This is a genomic window from Pontibacter flavimaris, assembly GCF_001907195.1.
GTDB lineage: Bacteria > Bacteroidota > Bacteroidia > Cytophagales > Hymenobacteraceae > Pontibacter > Pontibacter flavimaris.
In genome coordinates, this window is record NZ_LVWA01000005.1 from 431,552 (window position 1) to 455,240 (window position 23,689).

Below are 23,689 nucleotides of genomic sequence, written 5' to 3' on the forward strand. Positions count from 1 at the left end.
ACCTGTTTTATGTGATTCTATTTTAAACCAACAAATATAAATGTACCCTAAAACAAAGTATAAACTCGGTGTGGCGTGTATGGCCCTGTTTCTGATGGGCTGCAAGGCGAATGAAAACACCGTAGTTCATGGCCAGCAGGCAGCGGAAACAGTCGCTGCTTCTGAGCATACTGCCGTCGTGCCGCTGGCAGGAAATACCTGGAAATCGACGAAAGAAAAGGCAGGCGGAAGTATAGGCGAAGAGGGCATCACCAACTGGACTGATGAACAGGTATACTTTACCACTTACGCCCGGGTAGTAAAGCCTGGCACCATGAAAGTATGGCTGAACCTGCGGGTGTCCGAAGGAAAGACCAAACTCGAACTGGAGACGCTGGGGAAGAGCAAGACTATAACCGTACAAGGCAATACGCTGCAGGAACATTACGTAGGGGAGTGGCAGGTGGCTGATACGGGTTACGTGGCCTTCCATATTAAAGGGCTAGCTAAAAAAGGAAGCACCTTTGCAGACGTGGCAAGTATAAAACTGGCCGGGGAGGCGATTGATGCGGGCACAACCTATGTAAAGAACAACGAGGGCAACTTCTTTTACTGGGGCCGTCGCGGCCCGTCGGTGCACCTCAATTACCCGCTGCCGGAAAACACCGACGTGGAGTGGTTTTACAACGAGGTAACCGTGCCGGAGGGTAACGACGTGATCGGCTCTTACTTTATGGCAAACGGCTTTGCGGAAGGCTATTTCGGCATACAGGTGAACACTGAAACCGAGCGGCGCATTTTGTTCTCCGTCTGGAGTCCTTTTACTACGGATGATCCCAAGGAGATTCCGGATGATCAGAAGATACAGTTACTGAAGAAAGGTGACGGCGTATACACCGGCGAGTTTGGCAACGAAGGCTCGGGCGGACAGAGTTTCCTGAAGTATAACTGGAAAGCCGGCACTACCTACAAATTCCTCTTGCAGGGCAGGCCGAGTGGAAACGAACATACTACTTATACCGCCTATTTCTTTGCACCTGAGCAAAACAACTGGCAATTGATTGCCAGTTTCCGACGTCCCAAGACCAACACCTACCTCAAGCGCACGCACTCTTTCCTGGAAAATTTTATTCCGGAGTATGGCGATGTGGAGCGCAAGGTGCTCTTTTCCAACCAGTGGGCACGCGACGTAAACGGCAACTGGATTGAGCTCAGCAGAGCGCAGTTCACAGCCGATAACACCGCCCGTGTCGGCTACCGGATGGACTATGGCGGCGGGCAGTCGGGCAAGGACTTTTACCTGCGCAACTGTGGCTTCTTCAGCGACTACACGCCCATGCGCAGCTGGTACGAGCGGCCCACGACTGGCAAAGCACCGCAGATCAACCTGGAGAGTTTATAGACGGATAAGGGGAGTATAAGCTGGTGTAAAATAAACTGAAAACAGGTGCTCTTACGGAATTTATAGCGCAAGTGTCCTCGCTCGTGCTAAGTATAGCAGTGACCTCTGGCCGCTGTATGAATACCCTACAGCTGCCCATACTGCTGCTCCGGATTTGTAATCCGGAGCTTTTTAAAAGTGGATTTGTAATCCGCCTTTTTGCTGGTAGCTAAAGCCTATGCACTGCGGATTACAAATCCGCGGTTCCAATACTTTCGGATTGCAAATCCGAAAGAGCAGGTTCTGTTAAGAATCTTGGTTGAAGGGAGGTTAAGCTATTGCTACTGGCCACCAAGATCCTTTCAGGATGACAAAAACAGTATAACGACATAATCCTACTTCTGTAGCAGGGAAAGTTTAATGCTGTTGTAAAACACAAAGGCCGAAGTATAAACTATACTTCGGCCTTTGTTATACCTGCTTTCTGAGGTGTTATCTCAGCGGCTTGATCCAGTAGCTGTACTGGTGCTCCTGGTACGGGATGCGGTATTGCTCCAGAGGCTGGCTGCCCCAGCTGTCCATACCCTGCATACCGGTTTGCTGCAGGTCTACGCGCAGGTAAATGCGGTCGCGTTTCTCCAGTTCGCCGGAGTGGTACTGCTTCTTGTCCTGCTCCGGATCCAGGTCCTGCAGGGTGTAGGGCAGCGCGGCGAAGTTGAGCAGACTGTCGGCAAACTCGAAGCGCAGGCCTTTGCCTTTTTTGGTGGTCAGGTTCACCCAGCGCACATCACTCTTGTTGCCGCTTTCCTGCGGACGGGCGTACGGGAAGTACTGCTCATCCAGCTTCTGTTTGTAAAGGCCAACAAAAGAGGCGGTCTTACGATCCCAGTAGTTTTCCCACGGGCCACGGCCGTAGAACTCGATGTGCTCCAGTTGCTTGTTCAGCTGCAGATCGTTGCCCACACGCAGCAGCACTTTGTGGTCGCCTTTCAGCGGTTTAATGCTATTGTCCACTTTCACGGTACCATCGTTGTAGATAGTAAATACCTGTGAAGTAGCAGCGTCACCATTCACCAGCTCCTTCTCAAAGCTCACCTCGTAGCCATTGGCGGTCTGGTTATACTTGGCGTTGGTCAGCTTGCCGTTGTCGTAGGCCTCGCGCCACATGCGCTTGGATTTGTTGTAGCCCGCGCCGATGTCGTTGTCGGTAGGGGCGCGGTAGAAGCTTGGCTTAGGGCCTTGCTGCAGCAGCGTTTCGCCTTTCAAGGTATAGCCGCTTAGGATGCCGTTCTTCTTGTCGAAGCTCACGGTAAAGTCCTTGCCGGTCAACACTAGGTTATCACCGTTCTCGCTTGCTTTCAGCGTGCCTTTACCACCTCCGGCCACCGTGGCCGGCTGCAGGGCCGGGCTCAGGGCAAACTGCTCGTTGGCGATCTCATAGCCCTTCTCCAGGAACGGCTCGGCGTTTTTCAAAGTATAGCGCACGTTCAGGAAGTACTCTCTCCCTGCTTTCTGCTGCTTTTTAACCGGCAGACTCAAGGTTATACTTTGCTGCGGGGCTACGTTCAGGTCTTTTATACTTCCTTTCTCGATGATCTTGCCGTTTTCCAGCACTTCCCAGTTGAGTTGATAATTGGCCAGGTCGCGGAAGAAGTAGCCGTTCTTCACCTCAATATTGTTGTTGCCGTTATACTTTGTCTTGATGTGCTGGTATACTTTCTTCACCTCCACGGCCATTGGCGTCAGGCCACGGTAAGCGGTTACCACGCCTTTCACGATAAAGTTGTTGTCGCTCAGGTTCTCATCCACCGGGCCGCTGAGCGGGAAGTCGCCGCCGTAGGCCATGATGCGCTTGCCGTTCTTCACCGTGTCAATGGCCTGGTCGATCCACTCCCAGATAAAGCCGCCCTGCAGGTAGGGTTCTGTCTCGATCACATCCCAGTAGTCCTGGAAGTTGCCCAGGCTGTTGCCCATGATGTGGGCATACTCGCTCATGATCAGCGGACGGTCCGGGTTGCCCTGGGAATATTGTTTCAGCCATTTCGGGCTCGGGTACTGCGGCACGATGATGTCGGTGTTGTAATCCCAACCGGCACGCTCGTACTGCACCGGGCGGAAGTCCTGCGTTTTCATCCAGTCGTAGGCCTCGTAGAAGTTGGTGCCGTTACCGGCCTCGTTACCCAGCGACCAGGTTACCACCGAAGTATAATTCTTGCTGCGCTCGTACATGCGCGAGATGCGGTCGAAGTGCGGGTTGCGCCATACTTTGTCGTTGCCGAACGTATAAGCCAGGTCGTAGCCACGGCCATGCGATTCGATGTTGGCTTCCTCGATCACGTACAATCCATACGCATCGCAAAGCTCCAACCAGTACGGGTCGGGTGGGTAATGCGAGTGGCGCACGGCGTTTACGTTCAGCTTCTTCATCATCTCCATGTCTTTGCGCATGTCTTCCTTGCTCAAAGTATGGCCCTTGGTTGGGTTATGCTCGTGGCGGTTCACGCCTTTGAGGAACACGCGCTTGCCGTTCACCAAAAAGTTCTTGTCCTTGATCTCCACAGAGCGGAAACCCACGCGCTGCGGCACCACTTCCAGCACCTTGCCGTCTTTGTCTTTCAGGGTGATGTACAAAGTATAGAGGTAAGGTATTTCTGCAGACCAGGTTTTTACGTTCGGAACGGTCTTGTGGAATTTCACCTCCTTATTGTAGTTGCCCAGCACGCGCTGCACGTCCTGTGTCTTGTCAGTGAAAACAGTTTTGCCGGCGGCGTCTACCAGCTCGATTTCGATGGCAAACGTGTCGGGCTTGCTGTGCATGGTTTTCTGGTCCAGCTTGTAGCTGTTAATCTCAGCCGTCAGGTCAAGCACGCCGTTGGTATAGCTCTCGTCCAGTGTGGCCATCACCTTAAAGTCACGGATGTCAAGCTTCGGGGTAGAGTAAAGGTATACGTCGCGCTCAATGCCCGAAATACGCCACATATCCTGCGCCTCCAGGTAGCTGCCGGTGCTCCAGCGGTATACTTCCAGGGCCACCAGGTTTTCACCCTTTTTAACGTAAGGCGTGATGTCGAACTCGGCGGCCAGTTTGCTGTCCTCGCTGTAGCCTACTTTCTCGCCGTTCACCCAGATAAAGAACGCGGATTTAACAGCGCCTAAGTGGATGAATACCTGGCGGCCGTCCCAGCTTTCGGGCAGCGTGAATTTCTTGCGGTAGGAGCCCACCGGGTTGTTGTCCTCGGGGATGTCGTGGGGCGGGTTGAGCTTGGCGCCTTTCTTGGCGTGGCCCGCAAACTCGTACGGGTGGTTCACATAGATAGGTAGTCCGTAGCCGTTCACTTCCCAGTTGGCAGGTACCTTAAAGTTGTCCCACTGGGCATCGTTGAAGTCGGTTTTGTAGAAATCCAGGGGGCGCTGGCGCGGGTCCTGTACCCAGTTGAATTTCCAGGTGCCGTTGAGCGAGAGGAAGTACTGGGATTTTTCCTTCTGCCGTTGCTCGGCCAGTGACCGGTTTTCGAAGGCAAAAGAAGCGGCCCGCATCGGCATCCGGTTCACCTCCACGATCTGCGGCGTAAGCACCTCGGTAGGTACTTGCTGCGCCTGCAGCGGGATTACAGAGAGTAGTGCGAAAAGAATCGCATAAAGTTTACGCATGATGTAGTAGTATGAGAAAATTAAATTGGTTAAGGATGATTATACTTTGGTGACAGCCAGCTGTGGCCGTGTTGTTTTTATTGACTTTCTGAAAGTATAAAAAATAGCGCAGACAGGCGTTATCTAATGCTACGCAAGCGTTTGTGTGGTTCCGAATTTCAGTATCCATCTTTTAATAGCTATTTTCATCCCTCTTGTTGCGCTCCTGTGCCGCCTGAGATGTGATGTATCTTATACTTTTTCATACCTGATGAAAATATCCACGACCAACCTTTTTATACTGTTAGCCCTGATCGGATTCTCCTGCCGCTCTGCAGCGCCTGAAACAGAGGGCACAATAACTGCCGCCAAGCCGAACATCGTGTTTATATTGGCCGATGACCTGGGTTATGGCGATATCGGCCCCTACGGACAGACCAAAATCAAAACGCCCAACCTGGATAAAATGGCGGAGCAGGGAAGGCGGTATACCCAATTTTATGCTGGCTCCACCGTTTGCGCTCCCTCCCGTGCTGCGCTTATGACGGGGCAGCACACGGGGCACGGCTACATCCGGGGTAACGGCGAAGTGCCCATGCGCGCCACCGATATAGCGCTTCCGAAACTCCTGAAAGAGAGCGGCTACACGACCGGCATGGTGGGCAAATGGGGACTGGGGCTGGAGGGTACCACGGGCGTGCCGGAACAGCAGGGCTGGGATTTCTTCACCGGCCACCTGCACCACCTGGAGGGGCACAAGCAGCAGGCCGACTCGTTGTGGCGGCTGGCCGACGGCACAAGTACCAAGGTGCCCGTACCGCAAGGAAGTTTCGTGAACGATATTTTTACGGAGGATGCCCTGGCTTTTATCGAGGAGCAGAAGTCAAATCCCTTCTTTTTATATGTGTCTTATACTTTGCCACACGCCGAGCTGAAAGTGCAGGACAAGTATATGCAGCCCTACCTGACCGCTGACGGTGGCAGCATTTTTGCGCCGGAAGTAGCACAGAAGCCTGGCCAGTGGTATGGTCCGCAGCCCTACCCGAAGGCTGCTTACGCTGCCATGGTCACCGCAATGGATGATTATGTGGGTCAGATTATGCAAAAGCTCAAAGAGCAAGGGCTCGCGGAAAACACCCTGGTGATCTTTACCAGCGACAATGGTACCCATATTGAGGGCGGTCGAACGCTGGCAGACGCGATGGAGGCCCATAAGAGCAGCGGCCCATTGCGCGGCGTGAAGCGCGATCTTTACGAGGGCGGTATCCGGGTTCCTTTCATCGCCTACTGGGAGGGAAAAATAAAGCCTGGCACCAGCGATTACATCGGCGCTTTCTGGGATCTACTACCCACCTTTACCCAACTGGCTGGCAGCGCATCGCCTGAAAGTATAGACGGCATTTCCATCGTACCGGATTTATTAGGTAAAAAAGAGCAACCACAGCACCAGGCCTTGTACTGGGAGTTTGGCGAGGGTGGCTTCAAGCAGGCCGTGCGCCAGGGCGACTGGAAAGCCATTCGCTTTTACAAAAACGGGCAGCCCGAGCGCACCGAACTCTACAATCTGAGCACAGACATCGGAGAGCAAAATAACCTGGCCGCTGCTAACCCGGAGAAAGTGAAGGAACTGGAACAGCTGATGGAGCAAATGCGCACCCCGGCCGAAAACCCGCTTTTTCAGATTAAATAATTCTCCTGGAGGATAATATGGACAGGGCCAATAGGAAGTATAGCCAATAACTGTCATTCTGAAAGAAACTTGGTAGATATAAGAGGGCCCCTACCCCCGGAGGTTAAGCTGATGCGGCTTGCCCACAAGATCCTTTCAGGATGACAAAATAGGTTAGAGTAAATTAATCCAGGAACTACCTGTAAACGCAAATCTTAAAATCATGCCTCACCTGAAATCCTTGAAAAGAACATTTCTCCTGCTGTCATACTTTATCTTGCTGCTGCTGCCGGCCCTAGCGCAAGACAAAACACTGAAACTGTGGTACGACAAACCTGCCACCGACTGGATGCGGGAAGCCCTGCCGATTGGCAACGGCTACATGGGCGTGATGTTTTTCGGTGGCGTGGGAGAGGAGCAGCTGCAGTTTACCGAAGGCACGCTCTGGTCGGGCGGCCCACACTCGAGCCCTAAGTATAACTATGGCAACAAGCCGGAAGCCTGGAAGTACCTGCCCGAAATCAGGCAACTGATCAAGGAAGGCAAGCTCAAAGAGGCGAATCAATTGGTACAGCGGCACCTGACGGGCATAGCACCGGCCAAACTGGAGGGTAGCACTAGTTGGGGCGATTACGGGGCGCAGCAAACCATGGGCGAGCTGTACGTGAAGCCCGGTCATGGCGAGGCAGCCCCGCAAAACTACCGCCGCGAGCTGGACCTGAACACTGCCACCGGCAGCGTGAGCTACCAGATCGGCAAGACAAAGTATAAGCGCCTATACTTTGGCAACTACCCCAAGGGCGTAATGGTCTACCACTTCACCTCCAGCCGCCCCGAAAAGTATACCATCACCTACAAAACGCCGCACCCAAAGGATGAGGAGCGTTTCGAAAACGACATTTATACTTTCAGAGGGCATGTGAATGACAACAAGCAGGCGTTCGAAACAGCCTACCGTATCATCACCGACGGAAAAGTGACCTATGAAAACGGCTCCGTGCAGGTAAGCGGCGCCAAGTCGGTGCAGCTTATCCATACCGCTGCCACGGACTACAGCTGGGAGTATCCCACTTACAAAGGCACAGATTACAAAAGTATAGTGGCTAAGCGGTTAGAATCGGTGAAGAATCAACCTATAAATGCGCTGCTGAAAGAACACACCAGCGATTATACTTCCCTTTTTAACCGGGTAGCCCTCACGCTAGAAGGAAGCGAGAATATCGAGGTGCCAACCAACATCCGCCAGCAGCATTATTTTGAGGGAGCAGAGGACCGGGGAATGGAGGAGCTATACTTTCAGTACGGCCGCTACCTGATGATCTCGGCTTCGCGTCCCGGCACCATGCCGATGAACCTGCAGGGCAAGTGGAACAACAGCACCAGCCCGCCCTGGGCCGCCGATTACCATACCAATATCAACCTGCAGATGCTCTACTGGCCCGCCGAGGTAACCAACCTTGCTGAGTGCCATGTGCCCTTGCTGGATTATACCGCCGCGCTGGTGGCGCCCGGCAGGCAAAGCGCCAAAGACTTTTTCAATACGCGAGGTTGGATCGTGAATACCATGAACAACGCCTACGGCTATACCGCACCGGGCTGGGAAGTGCCTTGGGGCTTCTTTCCAGGCGGAGCAGGCTGGCTGGCGCAGCACCTGTGGGAGCACTATGAGTATACCCAGGATGCCGAATACCTGAAAAAGCAGGCTTACCCGGTGATGAAAGAAGCGGCCCTGTTCTGGATCGACTACCTTACCCCCGACAGCAGCGGCTATCTGGTTTCCTCTCCCTCTTATTCGCCGGAGCATGGCGGTATTTCGGGCGGCGCTTCCATGGACCACCAGATCGCCTGGGATGTGCTCAATAACTGTATTCAGGCAGCCAAAGTCTTAGGAACAGATGCGGAATTTGCCCAACAGGCACAGCAGGTACGGGACAAAATCCTGCCGCCGCAGATCGGAAGCTGGGGCCAGCTGCAGGAGTGGAAAGAAGACGTAGACGATCCGGAAAACAAGCACCGCCACGTATCCCACCTGTTCGCCTTGCACCCGGGCCGGCAGATCTCCCCGCTGGAAACCCCGGAGCTGGCTAAAGCCGCCCAGGTGAGCCTGGAGGCGCGTGGCGATGAGGGCACTGGTTGGTCGCTGGCCTGGAAGATAAATTTCTGGGCACGCCTGAAGGATGGCGACCGGGCGCACAAGCTTTACAAAATGGTGATTAAGCCGGCCGGAGGAAAATCAACCGGGGAGTCTTTTACCAGTGGTTCCGGTTCCTACTCCAATCTCCTGGACGCCCACCCGCCTTTCCAGTTGGACGGTAACATGGGGGCCACCGCCGGTGTGGCCGAAATGCTGCTGCAGTCGCAGGCGGGTTCCATAGAATTATTACCTGCTTTGCCCCAAGTATGGCAGGCCGGAGAGGTCAAAGGCTTGCGGGCCAGGGGCGGCTATACGTTGGATATCCAGTGGAAGGAAGGCAAGTTGCACCGGGCAAGTATAAAAGCGGATAAGGACGGCGCGTGCAGCCTGAGCTATCAGGGGAAACAGATAACCATTCCTATAGTAGCTGGAAAATCAGTGAAGATCAGTGGAAAAAATTTTCTATAGTTCGAAAGGGGAAATTCGGACAAGCTGCTGAAATGGTGTTTGTAACAGCCAGCAATCTCAGGGGAAAGTGTGGTACCCTGACAGGTGCTTTGCCCGGTATGCCCGGATCGGCTAAACTGTACGGGCTGGGCTACTTTCCGGGGACTGCCTCCAGCACCCTGGCTATACTTGTATAGCCCCGGTTCCGGGCATGCTGCAGGGCTGTCACGCCGTCTTTATCGGGTATGCTCACATCGCAGCCGGCATCCACCAGCGTCTGCACCACCTGCACGTAGGTCTTGCTGCCGTCGCCCAATACAACGGCTTCCATCAGGGCCGTCCAGCCCAGGCGGTTCACGTGGTCAACAGGGAAGCCTTTGGTGTTGGCCAGCAGCCGTACCACTTCCAGGTGTCCCCGCTCGCAGGCCGGAATCAGGGCACTGCCATTGTAGCGGTTGAACACATCAAAGCGGACGCCATTTTCCAGGAACAACTTGACCAGATCCGTATACCCTGCCGCTCCTGCGTACAGGAAGGGGCTGTCTTTCAGCATATCCTGCTGGTTTACGTCCGCCCCATGCGCTACCAGCAGCTGCGCCATTTTCAGGTCGTTGTTGTGCGTGGCTAAAAGCAGGAGGGACCTTTTCTGATGATCCGTGGCATTCACGTCGGCTCCCTCTTTCAGGGCTGCCGCCACTACATTGAGATTTCTTTTCACGACGGCATTTATAACTGCGTCCTGGGCTGCAGGCGTTTGCATGGGCGTGCCTGTGTGGCAGGAGGCAAAAAGCGTAAAAGAAAATAAAAACAGCAGGGTAAGCATATGAGAAGGGATTAATACACCATTTTTCCTTTGTGGAACAGCGATTTGACAGGTGAAATACGGGAAACGGCCTCTGCCGAGCAGCTGGCATCTACCAGCACCAGGTCGGCCGTGTCGCCAACCTGTGGCCACTGCCGGTTGCCTTGGTCGTCCAATGGCAGGATGTTGTGCGTGGCCAGTTTCAGGCAGCGGGAGAGTTCCAGTTCGGTGGAATAGCCATAAAGCTGCGCCATCAGGTTGGCTTTCTGCAAAACGCTGCCAGAACCAAACGTATTCCAGTGGTCCACGATCGAGTCGTTACCGGTACGTACGTCTACGCCATACTTGTAAAGCGTCGGGATGGGCATGATCATACTTCCGAGCGGAATGGTGGAGATGATACCGATCTGGGCATGCGCCAGCTTTTCGGCTACCTCTTCCAGCGTGGGTTTCTCAAGCTGGGCAAGTATAAAGGCATGGCTGATGAACGTTTTGCCTTTCAGAACAGGGTTTTCATTTACGCGGTCAATCAGGTAGCGAACCGTGGCCAGGCCGGGCTGACCCCCTTCATGCAGGTGTATGTCGATGCCCTTGTTAGAGTCCAGGGCCAGCTGCACCACAAAGTCCATACTTTTCTCCATGTCGCCATCGATGGCGCCGGGGTCCAGCCCGCCGATAAAGTCGATTCCCATGGTAGCCGCCTCCTGCATCAGCTGCTCCGATTTAGAGCGTAGGATGCCGTGCTGCGGAAAAGCGACCAGCTCTGCCGCAAAACTGTCTTTCTTATTCTCGAGCGCCCGCTGCAGGTTTTTCAGGGAGTCAAGTTTGGAAGTAGGCTCGATGTTGACATGGCTCCTGGCAAAGTTGCTGCCATGCGCCTGCAGAAGTTCAATGAGCTTCTCTGCCCGCTCGGTAGAGGTGTTGAGCATTTGCGGGAGCACCTGCTGCTCGTAGGCGATCATATCCTGTACCGTCCGATTCTTCTTCCGGCGCGCCTGCCAGGGGCCGCCGTAGAAAGTTTTGTCCAGGTGGATGTGCATGTCCTTAAAGGCAGGAAGCAGCAGCAAGCCTTTGGCGTCTATGGCGTTGGCCTTTGGATTGTTGGGCAGGATAGCTTTTATACTTCCTTCGCTGATCTCGAGGGTGAACAAGCCGGTTTGGGTAGCGACCACTTCTTCTTCCTCATACACAAAGCCTGTCTCCAGCCGCACGTTCTTTAACGTAAGGGAATTGCCGGATGCTGCGAACTTGCTTTTTTCGTCATGCTCCGATTGGCCGCCTGCCAGTATACTGCTACAGGACAGCATGCTGGTGCTGGCAAGCAGCAGGGAGGAGCTTTTGATAAAATCTTTGCGTGTAATGCGTTGTGATGCCATGTTCCTAAAGTTAATAGTCACAAAGTTACTCCCTTATATACTTCGGGTAGCTGCATGATTGCTGCCAAAACTTGTAAATTCTATAACAGGCCCCGGAAGGAGCGTGGAGAGGCGCCGGTCTGGCCCTTAAAGAAGTTGGAGAAATACGCCAGGTCGTTGAAGCCAAGTTCGAAGGCGATCTCTTTAACCGACATATCGGAGGCGCGCAAGAGGCGCTTGGCCTCCAGCGTAACGCGGTTGTGAATGAGGTACATGGCGGACACCTGCAAATGCTTTTTGCAAAGTATGTTCAGGTAGTTAGCCGAGATATGGAGCTTTTCAGCATAAAAAGCGACCGTTTTCTGTTCCTTAAAGTATAGATCCACCAGGCTGTGGTACTTCCATAACGCAGGCGCAGCCCGGTACACGGTCAGGATCTCATACTTGCTTTCTGCCTCGCGGCTTACCAATTGGGCGATCAGCCGGCTCCTTAAGTTGATGATGTTCCAGTCCAGGGGTTTTATACTTAGCTCGTCGCGTATGGCCCGGAATTCGTATTGCAGCTTCCGAAAGACGTCGGGGGAAAGGCTGATGACCGGGTGCTTTTGATAGAGGGCGAACGAAAGCTCCAGAGAGGAGGAGAAGGTCTCAAAAACAGGCCGGCTGATCATCAGTTGATAGGCCAGCGTGTTTTTCCCCAGGCTCCAGCGGTGTACCTGGCCTGGCAGCAAGAGGTGTAACTGGTGGCTTTTCACGGGATACTCCTCAAAGTCGATGGCGTGTGTGCCGCTTCCCTGCTCGAACAAAAGCAGCATAAAAAAATCATGCTTGTGGGGCTTCTCAATGATCCTTTCCCCCTGTATTTCCAGGTACTGCAGGCCGTAGTCCGGTTGCAGAACCGGCTGGAACTCCTCTAAGCCAAGTATAGGAAAGTGGTCTGTTGCGGGCACAATCGTAAGTTATAATAAGTATAGACTACGCTCTAAACGATACATCTAAAATTTATGCCCGAACCTACACATGGCCGCGTAAAGTAGCTGCGGTTGCCTGGCGGAGGCCGGTACGATCCCGAGGCTTCTCTTTGAGTTTATACTCTCTTTTGCAAGACTATAGCAGGGGGCGGCGCTTCTTTTTCCAGGTTCCACGCTAGCCTTATCCGCCCTGACCCGGAAGTGAAGTATAATTTGTGTACCTTGATTCAGACCAGTCATTATAGGGTCAATAGCTGTAAAATAAACTGTGGGTAGAAGTAAATTAATGCCCCTACTGGCAGCGCTGTGACTACTTCTGGTAAATGGGGCAGGGATTTTGCTGATCACGCGGCAGATGAATTCTTCCTGCAGATGTATCTAAGCTGTTGTATATATCGTTATAAAGCTATACTTTATACTTTGCTCTGGCCGCTACGTAGTGCCTTTGCCCTTGCACCGAATAACTTTATTTACGTTTTAATAGTATCGCTCAAAAGCTAAATGACCATTGCATGCTTCTAAAAAGGTTTAAGAGTAAATTCTGCCTACTGCTGCTGTGCAGCGCCCTTATGTTAAACGGTTGCTTTAAAAAGAAGACCGGTGACGAAGAAACAGAGCCAGCCGCCGCCACTACCCCGGCACCGGAAAAAAAAGCCGAAGCTCCGGCAACTACAACAGCAAGCCCCGCTGCACCCGCTAAAGTAGATGTGAACGTGTACCTGGAGATCTCCAACGGGATGAAAGGTTTTATGCCCACCGCCGCTGCCGGTAAAGAAGCCACCACGTTCCAGAATAACCTGCTAAAGCTGATTTCAGAGGTACAGGACGGGCGCTATGTGGCGGAAAAAGGCTTTTACCTGGCTAAAGAGGATGCCCGCAGCCATCCGGTGCTCGACAGCGTGTCCTACAATACGATGAAAAACTATATCGTTAGTGGTATAAAGGACGACGTGCGCGGAACGCCGCTTCCAGCCATGCTGCAGGCGATCGTGCAGAAATCCATAGATCAGGAGGCAGTCAGCATCATTATTTCCGATTTTATACATGGCCCCAGCGATCAGGGGCAGTTTATCTCGCTGGACGCCGACATCCGCAGCAGCCTGCGCGAAGCCGAGCACCAGGGGCTGGCCGTAGCTATACTTGGTAATACATCGCCTTTCTATGGCACTTATCACCCGGCTGTAAAGAAACCGGAAGTCAGAAGAACGCTGAACGGGGAAGAGATACCCTATTATATCTGGGTGATCGGGCCACAGGAGCAGGTACAGGTGGTCACCAATAAAGTGCTGCGCAACCTGCCAAAGCAACAGGCATACTTCGGCTTTGAGTATGAGGCTATACCGTATTCAGCCTTATTGAAAGAAAAGCAATTCAAACCTGAAGGCGTGGTATACTGCAGCAGCCGTAATGCCGATCCGTGCACGGGAATAAACCTGCAGCCGGAAAAGAACGAGCCGGTGGAGTTTACTATCGGACTGGACCTGAGCGGGCTGCCGCTGTCCATGCAAAGTATAGATTACCTGAAAAAGAACCTGAAAGTAAGCAGCACGGGCAGCCGGCCAAGTATCGTTTCGGTTACGGCCGCGGATGAAAGTATAAAAGCCACGCCGGGCCTGGCCAGGTATAGTCATTTTGTGCGCGTGCGCGTACCCGAGCTAACCGCGAATTCGGGTACCATATCCGTGCAGTTGCCGCAGGTAACGCCGACCTGGATCAATGCCTGGTCTACCGACAACGACAATAACCCGGCCGCGGCCCAGAAAAAGACTTACCAGTTAACCAAAATCATAGACGGCGTTCAGGCACTGTACCGCGACCAGAGCGATTTCGTATTCAAGGCAACCATACAATTTAACAAAGCAGACTAACACCCATGATACAAAGCTTTTTCTCCGGACTCTACGAAATGGTGCTGGGGCGCCCTATCCCTGCCAACTTCACCAACGACTACCGCGAAGTGGTGTTCCCCAACACCGGACTGATGCTGTTTATCATCACATTGGCCATGGTGATTGTATATTACTATGTGCTGAACCGCGTGATGAGCACCGGCCTGTATAAAACCCAGCACTGGGTGATGTTCCTGATCCTGAACGCCATCATCGCTTTCATTATCCCGATCACGCAGGTGACCGGCAACGACATCGAGACGCACTCTTATACTTATATGTTCGCTTTTGTGAACGTGGTATACAGTCTCATCCTTTTCTTCGTTTTCTCTATACTACTCAAGAGGGGCTCCGTGCAGGCATGGACAACCCCTATGAAATGGCCTAACAAAAAATAACTATGGCAAAGCTTTTTGTATTCGGAATTGGTGGCACCGGCTCCCGCGTGATCCGTTCGCTGGTCATGCTGATGGCGGCAGGTGTCAAAATTCAGAACTGTGATAAAATAGTACCGATCATCATCGATCCCGACACGCAGAACGGCGACATGAACCGTACCGTGGAATTGCTGAAAACCTACAAGCACATTCACGACGCCCTGGGCCGCCGCGACGAAGGATTCTTCCATACCGACATCAGCACCCTGTCAAGTATAGCCGGCGATGGCACTTCCAAGATCCGCGACAGTTTCGTGTATGACTTTGGGGGGATCAACAAGCCGTTCAAAGATCATGTGGGCTATAACCAGCTCGATGTGGAAAGCCAGGCGCTGATCGACCTGCTGTTTACGCCGGAGAACCTGAACAACAGCCTGGACGTGGGTTTCCGCGGCAGCCCGAACGTGGGCAGCGTGGTGCTCAACGAGATCATCGATTCGCCTGAAATGCGCTTTTTTGCTTCCAACTTCCAGGCAGGCGACCGGATCTTTTTTGTGAGCTCAATCTTTGGTGGAACAGGCGCGGCCGGCTTCCCGCTGCTGCTCAAGAATTTCAAGGATTCGCGTACCTCGCTTCCGAACGCAGCTAGTTTGAACGCTGCCCTGACTGGAGCCATGGTGGTATTGCCATACTTCTCCCTGGAGCAACCGGCCGCCGGGGTAGAAGCGGACTTCATTGACTCCAACACCTTCACCACGAAGGCAAAAGACGCGCTTTCCTACTACCAGAACCACCTGAATGGCGTGAATGCGGTCTACTACATGGGCGACACGCCGGACAAGCCGATGGAAAACAACCCGGGCCGCGCCAGCCAGAAAAACGACGCGCATTTGGTGGAGTTACTGAGTGCATTGGCGATTGTGGACTTCATGGATTATTCGGACGACGAACTTTCCGGGAATGAGACTTTCCACGAATATGGTCTGCGCGAAGACGTAAGCAATGTGCACTTCTCTCATCTGGATAGTGAAACCCGCGACCGCATTGCCAAGCAGCTGATCCGCTTCCATTACTTCGAGCGCTATTACTCTACGCACTTGCCAGGCGATTCGCAGGCGGCCTATGCCAAAGGCGTGGACCTAACGAGCGCGCTTCGCAACGAGCCGGTTTTCCGGGAACTGAACAAATTCCTGACGAACCCGGAGTTTGGGTACCAGGCCTGGCTGCGAGAGTTAAGCCGAAAAGAAAGAACGTTTGCTGCGCTGAATTTGAACGAAATGGACTTCAACCGCATGGTATCGGACAAGCAGATCGAAACAGGGTTCCTGAACAAAGGCATCCACCAGGGCTCCTTCGTAAAAGAGCTAAACCGTGCTTCCGAATCCATCTCCGACCGCGACGCTTTCAAGGCCACCATTAAGGCTTTTGAAACGGCTACAAATACGCTGGTGGAGGAGAAGCTGAAGTATAGTTAGGGACCTCTCCGGCCCTCTCCTAAAAAAGGAAGAGGAGCTTCTCTTCGCTCTTCTGGATTTGCAACCCGTGAGAGCAAAGAGAAGCTAAAGTATAACAAGTTTTTTTCTCTTTGTCATCCTGTAAGGATCTTGTGGGCAAGAAGCGAAAGCTGCAGCTATGAAAAGCCACAACTATTTCGTTTACATCATTACAAACCCAGGTAAAACAGTGCTCTATACTGGTGTAACGAACGATTTGCAGGCCAGAGTAGAACAGCACAAAGCAAACCGGGGAAAGCCGGAAACATTTGCCGGACGCTACTATTGCTTTAAGTTTCTATACTTTGAACGTTATACTTATGTACAACATGCTATAGAGCGTGAGAAAGAGATTAAGTTAATGGGTAGAGAAGATAAACTTCAACTGATAAAGAAAGAGAATCCTGCACTGATGTTTATGGATGTGTGGGAATAGTAAGGCTTACTGGTTCTTGCCCACAAGATCCTTTCAGGATGACATCAGAGTGGGCAGATTAATTTTAAAAGTGCGGCCAGAGTCCGCGAAATAGCTCACACTCGCGGGACGCGAACGAGGGTTTATAATCATACTTAAAGTAAAAGAAACAAACATGCCGAAAGTACTTCGTCTACATAAAACCGGATCTAACGTGGAAGGCTGGGCTAAAACCAGCCAGATCACGAGCACCGAGATAAAAGATATCACCGATGGCGCCGGTGGCAGAGCCCTGAAAATAAACGCTTCTATCCCGACGCCGTTTGCCCGCATGCACCTGTTCGAAACTGCTTTCGATTTTGTGAAGCGTGGCGTGGCAGGCTCCAACAACAACACCATTTATCACAGGTTCGTGACCCATTTCTGGGATCTGTGGGAGCTACTCTACAACCATCAGAGCTACGCGCAGGCTGGCAACAAGATCATCATCCGTCGCTGGAACAAGCACCAGCAGCTGGGGACCATGCAGGCGAACCCGAACACGAATCTGCTGGGCCGCACGCTGGAGTTGTTCATGAACGACAGCCGCTTCCAGGGGATCGAGGATATTTTCCTGATCTTCTTCGAGTCGACCAACAGCCGCGGCGACCGCCACATGCAGCTCATCGGCGGCACTTCACCGCTGACCTTCCTGTTTGTAGCGCCGAATGTGCAGCCGCTAAGTATAAACCGCGCGCAGAACATTGGCACCTACTTCGACCATAACTATGTGTCGCTGGAGGCCCGGGAGCCGGATTTCAGGGAGTATGTGCACAAGCTGTTTGTGTCGAACCCGGCGATGATCCAGGCTTTCCCGGCCGTATACAATGCCTTGGACGAGAACCTGCTGCGAAGTATAAACATGGCAGGTGCGGTTGGGCAGGGAGCGATTGCCTCGCAGTACCTGCAGCTGGTGGATTTCCAGCAGAACCCGGTACACGTGGGCCACATCAACTTCCTGGTGAAGAAAGACCAGACCGCCGTGACCAGCAGCGATCTGTTCATCCGCCCGACGCATACCGGCTTTGCTGGCGAAAGGCCCATTGTTTTAAAGCCTGAGCTGCGGCTGGCTCCGGATGTGAAGTATGTCAACAACCTGGCCTGGCCGGTGAATACCGTAGTGGGCTATGCGGATGAAAAGCCATTGGAGAACCGTTCGCTGCCGGGCGTGGGGTTCAACTATCCCTACTTAACGATCAACGACCTGTTGCAGGAAACGCTGGTGCAGGTACCGTACGAGGTAAACTCGGATCGTTTCTACAGCGGCACCGTGGTATACCAACCGGGCGTAACGGAGAAATCTTTTAACTACCTCTTGCCGATCACGCCTTTATACTTTGATTTCTTCTCGCCGGAGGATCTGGCCAATCACCTGACCTTCCACATCGACGTGAACCACGTGCGCGTAACCCTGCGCGTGCCAACCGAAAAAGGAAATGTGGTGTACGAGCGCAGCTATTACGACAATCCGCTCAACTCCAAAGACGCGCACGGCAACGTGATCCCCGAGAAAGGCCATATCCTCAAATCCAGGATTGGTTTGGGCGTGTTCCCGTTCTACAAGTTCACCGACGCGGTGCAGTACAACGACTTCTACAAAGTGATGCTGGTGGATGAGGACATCGATCCGCTGCTGGTGAACAAAAACCATTCGCTCAGTTTCTTTGCGGGTGGCAAGCCCCTAGAGGCAGGCGGCGGTATCATTTCTGCCACCGCGCACCGCAGAACTAAAAAGAGCAACAGCAGCGCGGGCAGCACCTATTACGAGATCCGCGGCACGCACTTCGATTTTGCGGAGTTCAGGCACGAGGGAGTGGATTTTACAGGCAAGGCGCTAATCGTACCGAAGTTCGAAGAAAAACAGCAGGGGATTCATAACTTCACTTTTGCCATCGACTTCGGTACCTCGAATACACACATTGCCTATACTTCGGGCACTAACCAGCCGCCGCGCGAGTTCTCCATCACGGCTAACGACCAGCAATTGGTGATGCTAAACAAGCCTTCGGAAGATCCCGCTTTAACGGATTACCAGCGCTTCCACAAGCGTGGTTTCGGCAGGTTGTTTGCCGTAGAGACCTTGCTCAAGCGCGAGTTTATACCTTTGATCATCGGCTCCGGAGGCTCACTGTATAACTTCCCAACCCGTACGGCAACTTGCGAGTCCATCGATTTTGAGAACCAGATCACCAACCTTTTTGGCAACATCAACATCGGTTTCTCCATCAACACGGAAGGCACGCACCAGGAACAGTACAAGCAGACCTACCACACCGACCTGAAGTGGAGCGAGACGCTGACCAATGCCGGCAAGCGCCGCATCGAAGCCTTCTTCACGGAGATCATGCTGCTGATCAAGAATAAAGTGGTGCTGAATAACGGCAACGTGGCCAGCACCAAGATCGTGTGGTTTGCGCCGCTGAGCTTTGATGAGTATTCGCGCAACATGTTCCAGAATGTGTGGGATACGGTATACAATAACGTGTTCAAGAACGGACGAAATACGGTCTGCATCACGGAGTCTGTAGCGCCATTCTACTTCCTGTCCCGAACCGGTGCCGTGGTGCCCAGCCAGGATGAGAACCTGATCAACGTGGACATTGGCGGCGGTACGACCGACGTGCTGTTGTTTACCAATCGCAAGCCTTCGCACAGCTCCTCGTTCCGCTTTGCCGGTAACGATTTGTGGGGCGATGGCTTTGCCACCGTGAAGACGAGCAAAGACAATGGCCTGTTGCAGTATGGCGTAGACCACGTGCTGCGCATTCCGCTAACGGAAGAAGGACGCGAATACCGCAAGTTCCTGGAAACGGCGCTGGATAACCCGGATTTTAATTCCGCCGACATCAGCTCGCTCTTGTTCAGCTACGACAAAGAACTGAACTACAGCTCACAGCTCCTGCAGGCGCGGCAGCTGCGGTTGATGTTTTACCTGCACTTTGGCGCGCTGATGTACCACCTGGCGCAGCTGGTGCAGCAACTGGACGTGAAAATGCCACGCTACATTTCGTTCAGCGGCCGGGGTAGTTTATACATCAAGCTGCTGAGCGCCGGCAACAACCTCTCGAATGTGGAGCGTTATGCCAAAGCGATCTTCCAGAAGGTAACAGGGCAGGAGCCGCCAGCAAACTTCAAGCTGGTGCTGGTCGATAATCCAAAGCAGGTAACGGCCAACGGCGGCGCGATGGCGCTGGAAGGAACCGACCTGAACGACCTGACCAACATCCCGATCATGAAGCCGACCGGTTCGGCCAACATCGAAGACGCTTTGACGCCGGTAACCAAAACGCAGATCACGGGCGAGTTGCGCCAGGAAGTGATGGATAACGTGATGAACTGCTTGCAACTGCTGCTGGACGATCCGGACGTGTCGCCGCTCATGCGCTCGATGGGCGTGGAGGTGGACCCGATGCGGGTACTGGAGTTTATGCGCGTGAACCTGCAGGACAGCTATACCATGATTCTGGAGGACACGGTGCGTGGCCTCACTGACCGCGAGCAGCTGCACGAGACCATGTTCTTCATGCCGCTGAAACAATCGCTATACTTGCTGTCGAAAGAACTGTATAGGCAGCAGGCGCAGGTAAGTGCTATTTCCTAAAGTATAATCCACTACCTTTAACAAGTTTTTGCATCCCGAGTGGTGGGAGAGATCTGAAGGATGGTTCAAATATAAATCCAATCAGGTTTCTCGCACATCTCGGGAGGCAGCAATAATCAACATTTATTCAAATTCAAAGTATAATTCTGGCTCATGAACACAATTGCCATCATCATAAGTATCATCGCGCTGGTAGGTGCCGGTTTTGCCTTTTTAAGGGCCGTTAGTGCCTACAACATGCTCACCAAGCGCATCAACAAGCTCAAAGACCAAAATGCTGACCTGGAGAGCCGCCTCAGAAGGCTGGAGGGAAATGCCAGCCGTGGCAACAGGCCGGCCAGCGAGCCGGGCGAAGGCGGCAGGCAGAAGAAGCAGCGACCGGAGCAACAGCGTCAGGAACAGCAGCCGGAGCAGCGCCAAAGACAAAGAGAGCGGCAGCAGCCTCAGCCCCAGCAGGAGGAGGAGGCAAACGCCAACGAACAGGCGCAACAGCCGAAGCAGAAACGCAGAAGGGATAAGCGCAGGAGAGACGAACCGACGGACAGAACCAGCGGTAGCGGCGAGGAGCTGGCAAAAGAGGAGCAAAGGCCTCGCACGAACGCTGTAAGGCTGGAGATTGCCGGCGGCGACCTTTTGGACGAACTAGAAATGGCAGCCTCTGCCACGCCGCCACCGGTTGAGCCGGAGGCCATGCCGGAGGTTGCGCCAGACACAGGCACCCGCTTTGCTATTATCCCGGAGGACGGTGTGATACGGCAGCACCAGTTGCAGCAGCACCCCGACTCCGACAGTTACATTGAAATGGACATCCCGGCCGACGGCAGCGGCACGACCCGCTACCGCTTTAACCTGTCGGGCAACCATGCCTTTGTTATTGCGCAGGGGATAGACCGGCTGGAAAACGCCTTTGACTTTGAGAAGCCGTCGAACCGCATGGTGAGCCGGGTGGTTCTGCAGGGCGACGGCATCCTTGTAAAAGTGAACAACGGCTGGAGAATCCAGGAAAAAGCACGCATCGATTTCAGATAACCCCTTAGATGGAAGGCATATTTATACTTGAGGCTGTACTTATACTCATCATACTTGGCTACCAGTTGTACGTGTACAAGGGGAACAAGCAGAAGATCAAAAGTATAGCCGGGCTCTATCCTTCCGAAGACCAGCTACACCTCAGGGAGCAGCTGCTGGAAGCTGAAAGTATAAAAAAGCCTGCCGAACCGAAAGCTGACGGGCAAGTATGGGAAGCCATACTTGCCGGCAGGCCTTTCCGGGAGTATACGCCCTCCAACCCGGTAATTAAAAAAGTGGTGTCTGCGGAAAACAGCTTGCTGCAGATAGAGGCCAAAGGAGGTCCCGTGCCCAGCTACACCATAGCCCGCGAGAAACTGGAGAAGCTATTTGCCGGCGGCAACATCCATATGGTGGAAGGCGACCCGGACGCGCTGATCACCACCGTCGCCTCGGGCGGAAGGGGAGCTGCCACCATCGACCTGATCGAGGTACAGCATCCTTCCGAAACGTTTGCGAGCATTATCAAGAGCACCAACCAGTACCTGAGGCGCAACAAAGGGGCCGCCGCGGATTTCGATATCCTGAAAGACGTGTCGGAGCGCTATGCGGAGGCCATGGACAACGAGGTGCAGTCTACCATCGCCACGCCGCTTTACATCGGCCTGCTGGGCACTTTTTCCGGGGTGATTATCGGCCTGTCGAGCCTCATTTGGTCTGGTTTGGGTGGAGAGGAGGCAGGTTCCTTCATCACGGACCAGAACATCCCCTCCTTCCTGTTTGGCGTGCTGATCGCCATGTCGGGCAGCTTTTTAGGGCTGCTGCTGACCTTGCTCGGGAACAACGCCCTGAAGAATGCGCGCAGCCTCCGTGACCGTCACAAGAACGGCTATTACACTTTCCTGCAAACCAACCTGCTGCCCAAGCTCAACTCGGATATGGCCGCCAGCCTGGGCAATCTCAAATCGGTGCTGGATTCGTTTAACAAGGATTTCCTGGACAAGGTGCTCGGCTTCCGGCCTATTGTGGACACCCTGACGGAGAACATCAGCACGCAGAAAGAATTTATTCAGAAGCTGGATGAGATCGGCTTCACGCAGATGGCCAACGCTAACCTGCAGGTGTTCGATAAGATGAAGGAGAGCGAGCAGCTGTTCAGGAACTTCATGCAGTACCAGATAGCTTTGAACGAGTCGGTGCAGAAGGGAGCGGAGCTGACGCATACCATCAGCGACGTGCTTGGCCGCCTGACCAGTCTGCAGGAGGGCTTTGACAAGGTGCCGGGGTACCTGCAGAAACACGACGAATCGATCCAGCGGCAGGTGAATTTCTTTGGGCAGCACGAGCGCGAGTTAAATGATATCGGATCGCGCATCGAACAGTATTTTGATAAGGCCGCCCTTCGGCTAACGGATCTGATGGAAGCCCGTTTGCAGCACCAGGAGCGGGACGCGCAGAACGCTTATGAAAAGTGGCAGGAGCATTTCAGAAGGCTCAACGAAGACAACGTGTACCAGCGCATTGTGGAGTACATGCGCCCTTTCGAGCGCCTGAGCCAGCAGCAGGGAAGTATGAGCAACGCGCATCAGCAACTGTCGGGGGAGATACGGCAGACGAACGAGCGCCTGCTGCAGAAGCTGGAAGCCGACACCGCCGTGCAGCAGCAACTGCTGCAGCAACTGCAAACGCTGAACATGCACATGGCCAAAAGTATGGAGCCCGGACCGCTGAAGTCTGTACTGGATAAGCTTTTCGGCGGCGGCCAGCACAGAAGGTAACCCACAAAGTATGAGCAAGGAGAACAGGGATTTTTTCTGGCCCAGCTACGTCGATTTGATGACGGTGCTCTTCCTGGTGATGCTGGTGCTCTTTGTGCTGAGCTTCAAACTGTTTCAGGACAAGGACCAGGAGAATCGGGAGAATATTGCCCGCCTGCAGGTAGAGGTGCAGGAAAAGCGCAAGCTCGATGAGATAAAAGCTGCCCTTGCCCGCCTGGATGACGACTACTTTCAGTACAACGAGAAGTATAAACGCCACGAACTGCTGGTGGATGTGCTTTTTGAGCAGAGTAGCGCCGTGATACCGCAGCGGTCAAGAGTTCCGCTCCGCAAGGCCGGCGAGAACTTGAGCCAGGTGATCAACTCCATCGAGGACAAGGATGTGAAATACCTGATCGTGATCGATGGCCGCGCCGCCAGTTTCCCCAAAGGTGACCCCCGCAATGTTTCGCAGCGGGAGTACGCCCTGCAGCTGAGCTATGAACGCGCCCTGGCCCTGCTCGATTTCTGGCAAAGCCAGGGCATCAAATTCCCCAAGGACAGGATAGAGCTGATCGCTGCCGGCAGCGGCTTCGAGGGCGCCGGCCGCAAGGGCGACATCCGCGACCGAAGGTTTGTGATCCAGATCCTCCCGAAAGTAGGGACGCTGGAAAAGGAGATGGAGTAGAATAAGGCACGGCTATACTTTCTGCCCTCACAAAGTATAATTCATACTTTGCAA

At 53.4% G+C, this 23,689-nt stretch carries 15 protein-coding genes; 11 read left to right on the top strand and 4 right to left on the bottom strand.

What is annotated here, in order from left to right; genetic code table 11:
* The first annotated feature begins 40 nt into the window (after positions 1 to 40).
* The gene (locus A3841_RS10135; protein ID WP_235861348.1) at positions 41 to 1,381 is read left to right on the top strand and encodes a DUF3472 domain-containing protein; all 1,341 of its coding nucleotides are present in this window, start codon (positions 41 to 43) and stop codon (positions 1,379 to 1,381) included.
* 471 nt (positions 1,382 to 1,852) lie between these two features.
* Here the strand turns inward: A3841_RS10135 and A3841_RS10140 are convergent, their stop codons facing one another.
* A complete protein-coding gene (locus A3841_RS10140; protein WP_073852202.1) occupies positions 1,853 to 5,011 on the bottom strand; it encodes a glycoside hydrolase family 2 TIM barrel-domain containing protein in 3,159 nt (1,052 codons plus the stop codon).
* Between the two features lie 250 nt (positions 5,012 to 5,261).
* Between A3841_RS10140 and A3841_RS10145 the strand changes: the two genes are divergently transcribed.
* Complete coding sequence (locus A3841_RS10145) at positions 5,262 to 6,680, top strand: arylsulfatase (RefSeq protein ID WP_073852203.1); 1,419 nt, start codon at positions 5,262 to 5,264, stop codon at positions 6,678 to 6,680.
* Between the two features lie 220 nt (positions 6,681 to 6,900).
* Complete coding sequence (locus A3841_RS10150) at positions 6,901 to 9,261, top strand: glycoside hydrolase family 95 protein (protein ID WP_235861350.1); 2,361 nt, start codon at positions 6,901 to 6,903, stop codon at positions 9,259 to 9,261.
* A 130-nt stretch (positions 9,262 to 9,391) separates the two neighbouring features.
* Here A3841_RS10150 and A3841_RS10155 read toward each other — a convergent pair whose 3' ends face one another.
* The 3 genes from A3841_RS10155 to A3841_RS10165 form a co-directional block, all read right to left on the bottom strand.
* Complete coding sequence (locus tag A3841_RS10155) at positions 9,392 to 10,063, bottom strand: ankyrin repeat domain-containing protein (RefSeq protein WP_073852205.1); 672 nt, start codon at positions 10,061 to 10,063, stop codon at positions 9,392 to 9,394.
* Positions 10,064 to 10,074: 11 nt separating this feature from the next.
* Positions 10,075 to 11,418 (bottom strand): amidohydrolase family protein, encoded by a 1,344-nt coding sequence (locus A3841_RS10160; protein ID WP_073852206.1) that lies wholly within the window; start codon positions 11,416 to 11,418, stop codon positions 10,075 to 10,077.
* 80 nt (positions 11,419 to 11,498) lie between these two features.
* Positions 11,499 to 12,347, bottom strand: a complete 849-nt coding sequence (locus A3841_RS10165) for an AraC family transcriptional regulator (protein ID WP_073852207.1) — start codon at positions 12,345 to 12,347, stop codon at positions 11,499 to 11,501.
* Between the two features lie 590 nt (positions 12,348 to 12,937).
* Between A3841_RS10165 and A3841_RS10175 the strand changes: the two genes are divergently transcribed.
* The 8 genes from A3841_RS10175 to A3841_RS10210 all read left to right on the top strand — a co-directional run bounded on the left by A3841_RS10175 (position 12,938) and on the right by A3841_RS10210 (position 23,635).
* Positions 12,938 to 14,236, top strand: a complete 1,299-nt coding sequence (locus A3841_RS10175; RefSeq protein ID WP_139307932.1) for a hypothetical protein — start codon at positions 12,938 to 12,940, stop codon at positions 14,234 to 14,236.
* Positions 14,237 to 14,241: 5 nt separating this feature from the next.
* Positions 14,242 to 14,655: a hypothetical protein gene (locus tag A3841_RS10180; RefSeq protein ID WP_083610297.1), complete on the top strand. Its 414-nt coding sequence runs from the start codon at positions 14,242 to 14,244 to the stop codon at positions 14,653 to 14,655.
* Positions 14,656 to 14,657: 2 nt separating this feature from the next.
* On the top strand, positions 14,658 to 16,109 hold the full coding sequence (locus A3841_RS10185; RefSeq protein ID WP_073852210.1) for a hypothetical protein: 1,452 nt from the start codon (positions 14,658 to 14,660) through the stop codon (positions 16,107 to 16,109).
* A 157-nt stretch (positions 16,110 to 16,266) separates the two neighbouring features.
* Positions 16,267 to 16,563, top strand: a complete 297-nt coding sequence (locus A3841_RS10190) for a GIY-YIG nuclease family protein (RefSeq protein WP_073852211.1) — start codon at positions 16,267 to 16,269, stop codon at positions 16,561 to 16,563.
* Between the two features lie 154 nt (positions 16,564 to 16,717).
* Positions 16,718 to 20,182, top strand: coding sequence for an acetate and sugar kinases/Hsc70/actin family protein (locus A3841_RS10195; RefSeq protein WP_073852212.1), 3,465 nt, complete (start codon positions 16,718 to 16,720; stop codon positions 20,180 to 20,182).
* A 153-nt stretch (positions 20,183 to 20,335) separates the two neighbouring features.
* A complete protein-coding gene (locus A3841_RS10200) occupies positions 20,336 to 21,211 on the top strand; it encodes a hypothetical protein (protein WP_073852213.1) in 876 nt (291 codons plus the stop codon).
* A gap of 8 nt (positions 21,212 to 21,219) precedes the next feature.
* On the top strand, positions 21,220 to 22,968 hold the full coding sequence (locus A3841_RS10205; protein ID WP_073852214.1) for a hypothetical protein: 1,749 nt from the start codon (positions 21,220 to 21,222) through the stop codon (positions 22,966 to 22,968).
* A 10-nt stretch (positions 22,969 to 22,978) separates the two neighbouring features.
* On the top strand, positions 22,979 to 23,635 hold the full coding sequence (locus tag A3841_RS10210) for an OmpA family protein (protein ID WP_073852215.1): 657 nt from the start codon (positions 22,979 to 22,981) through the stop codon (positions 23,633 to 23,635).
* Positions 23,636 to 23,689: the final 54 nt, after the last annotated feature.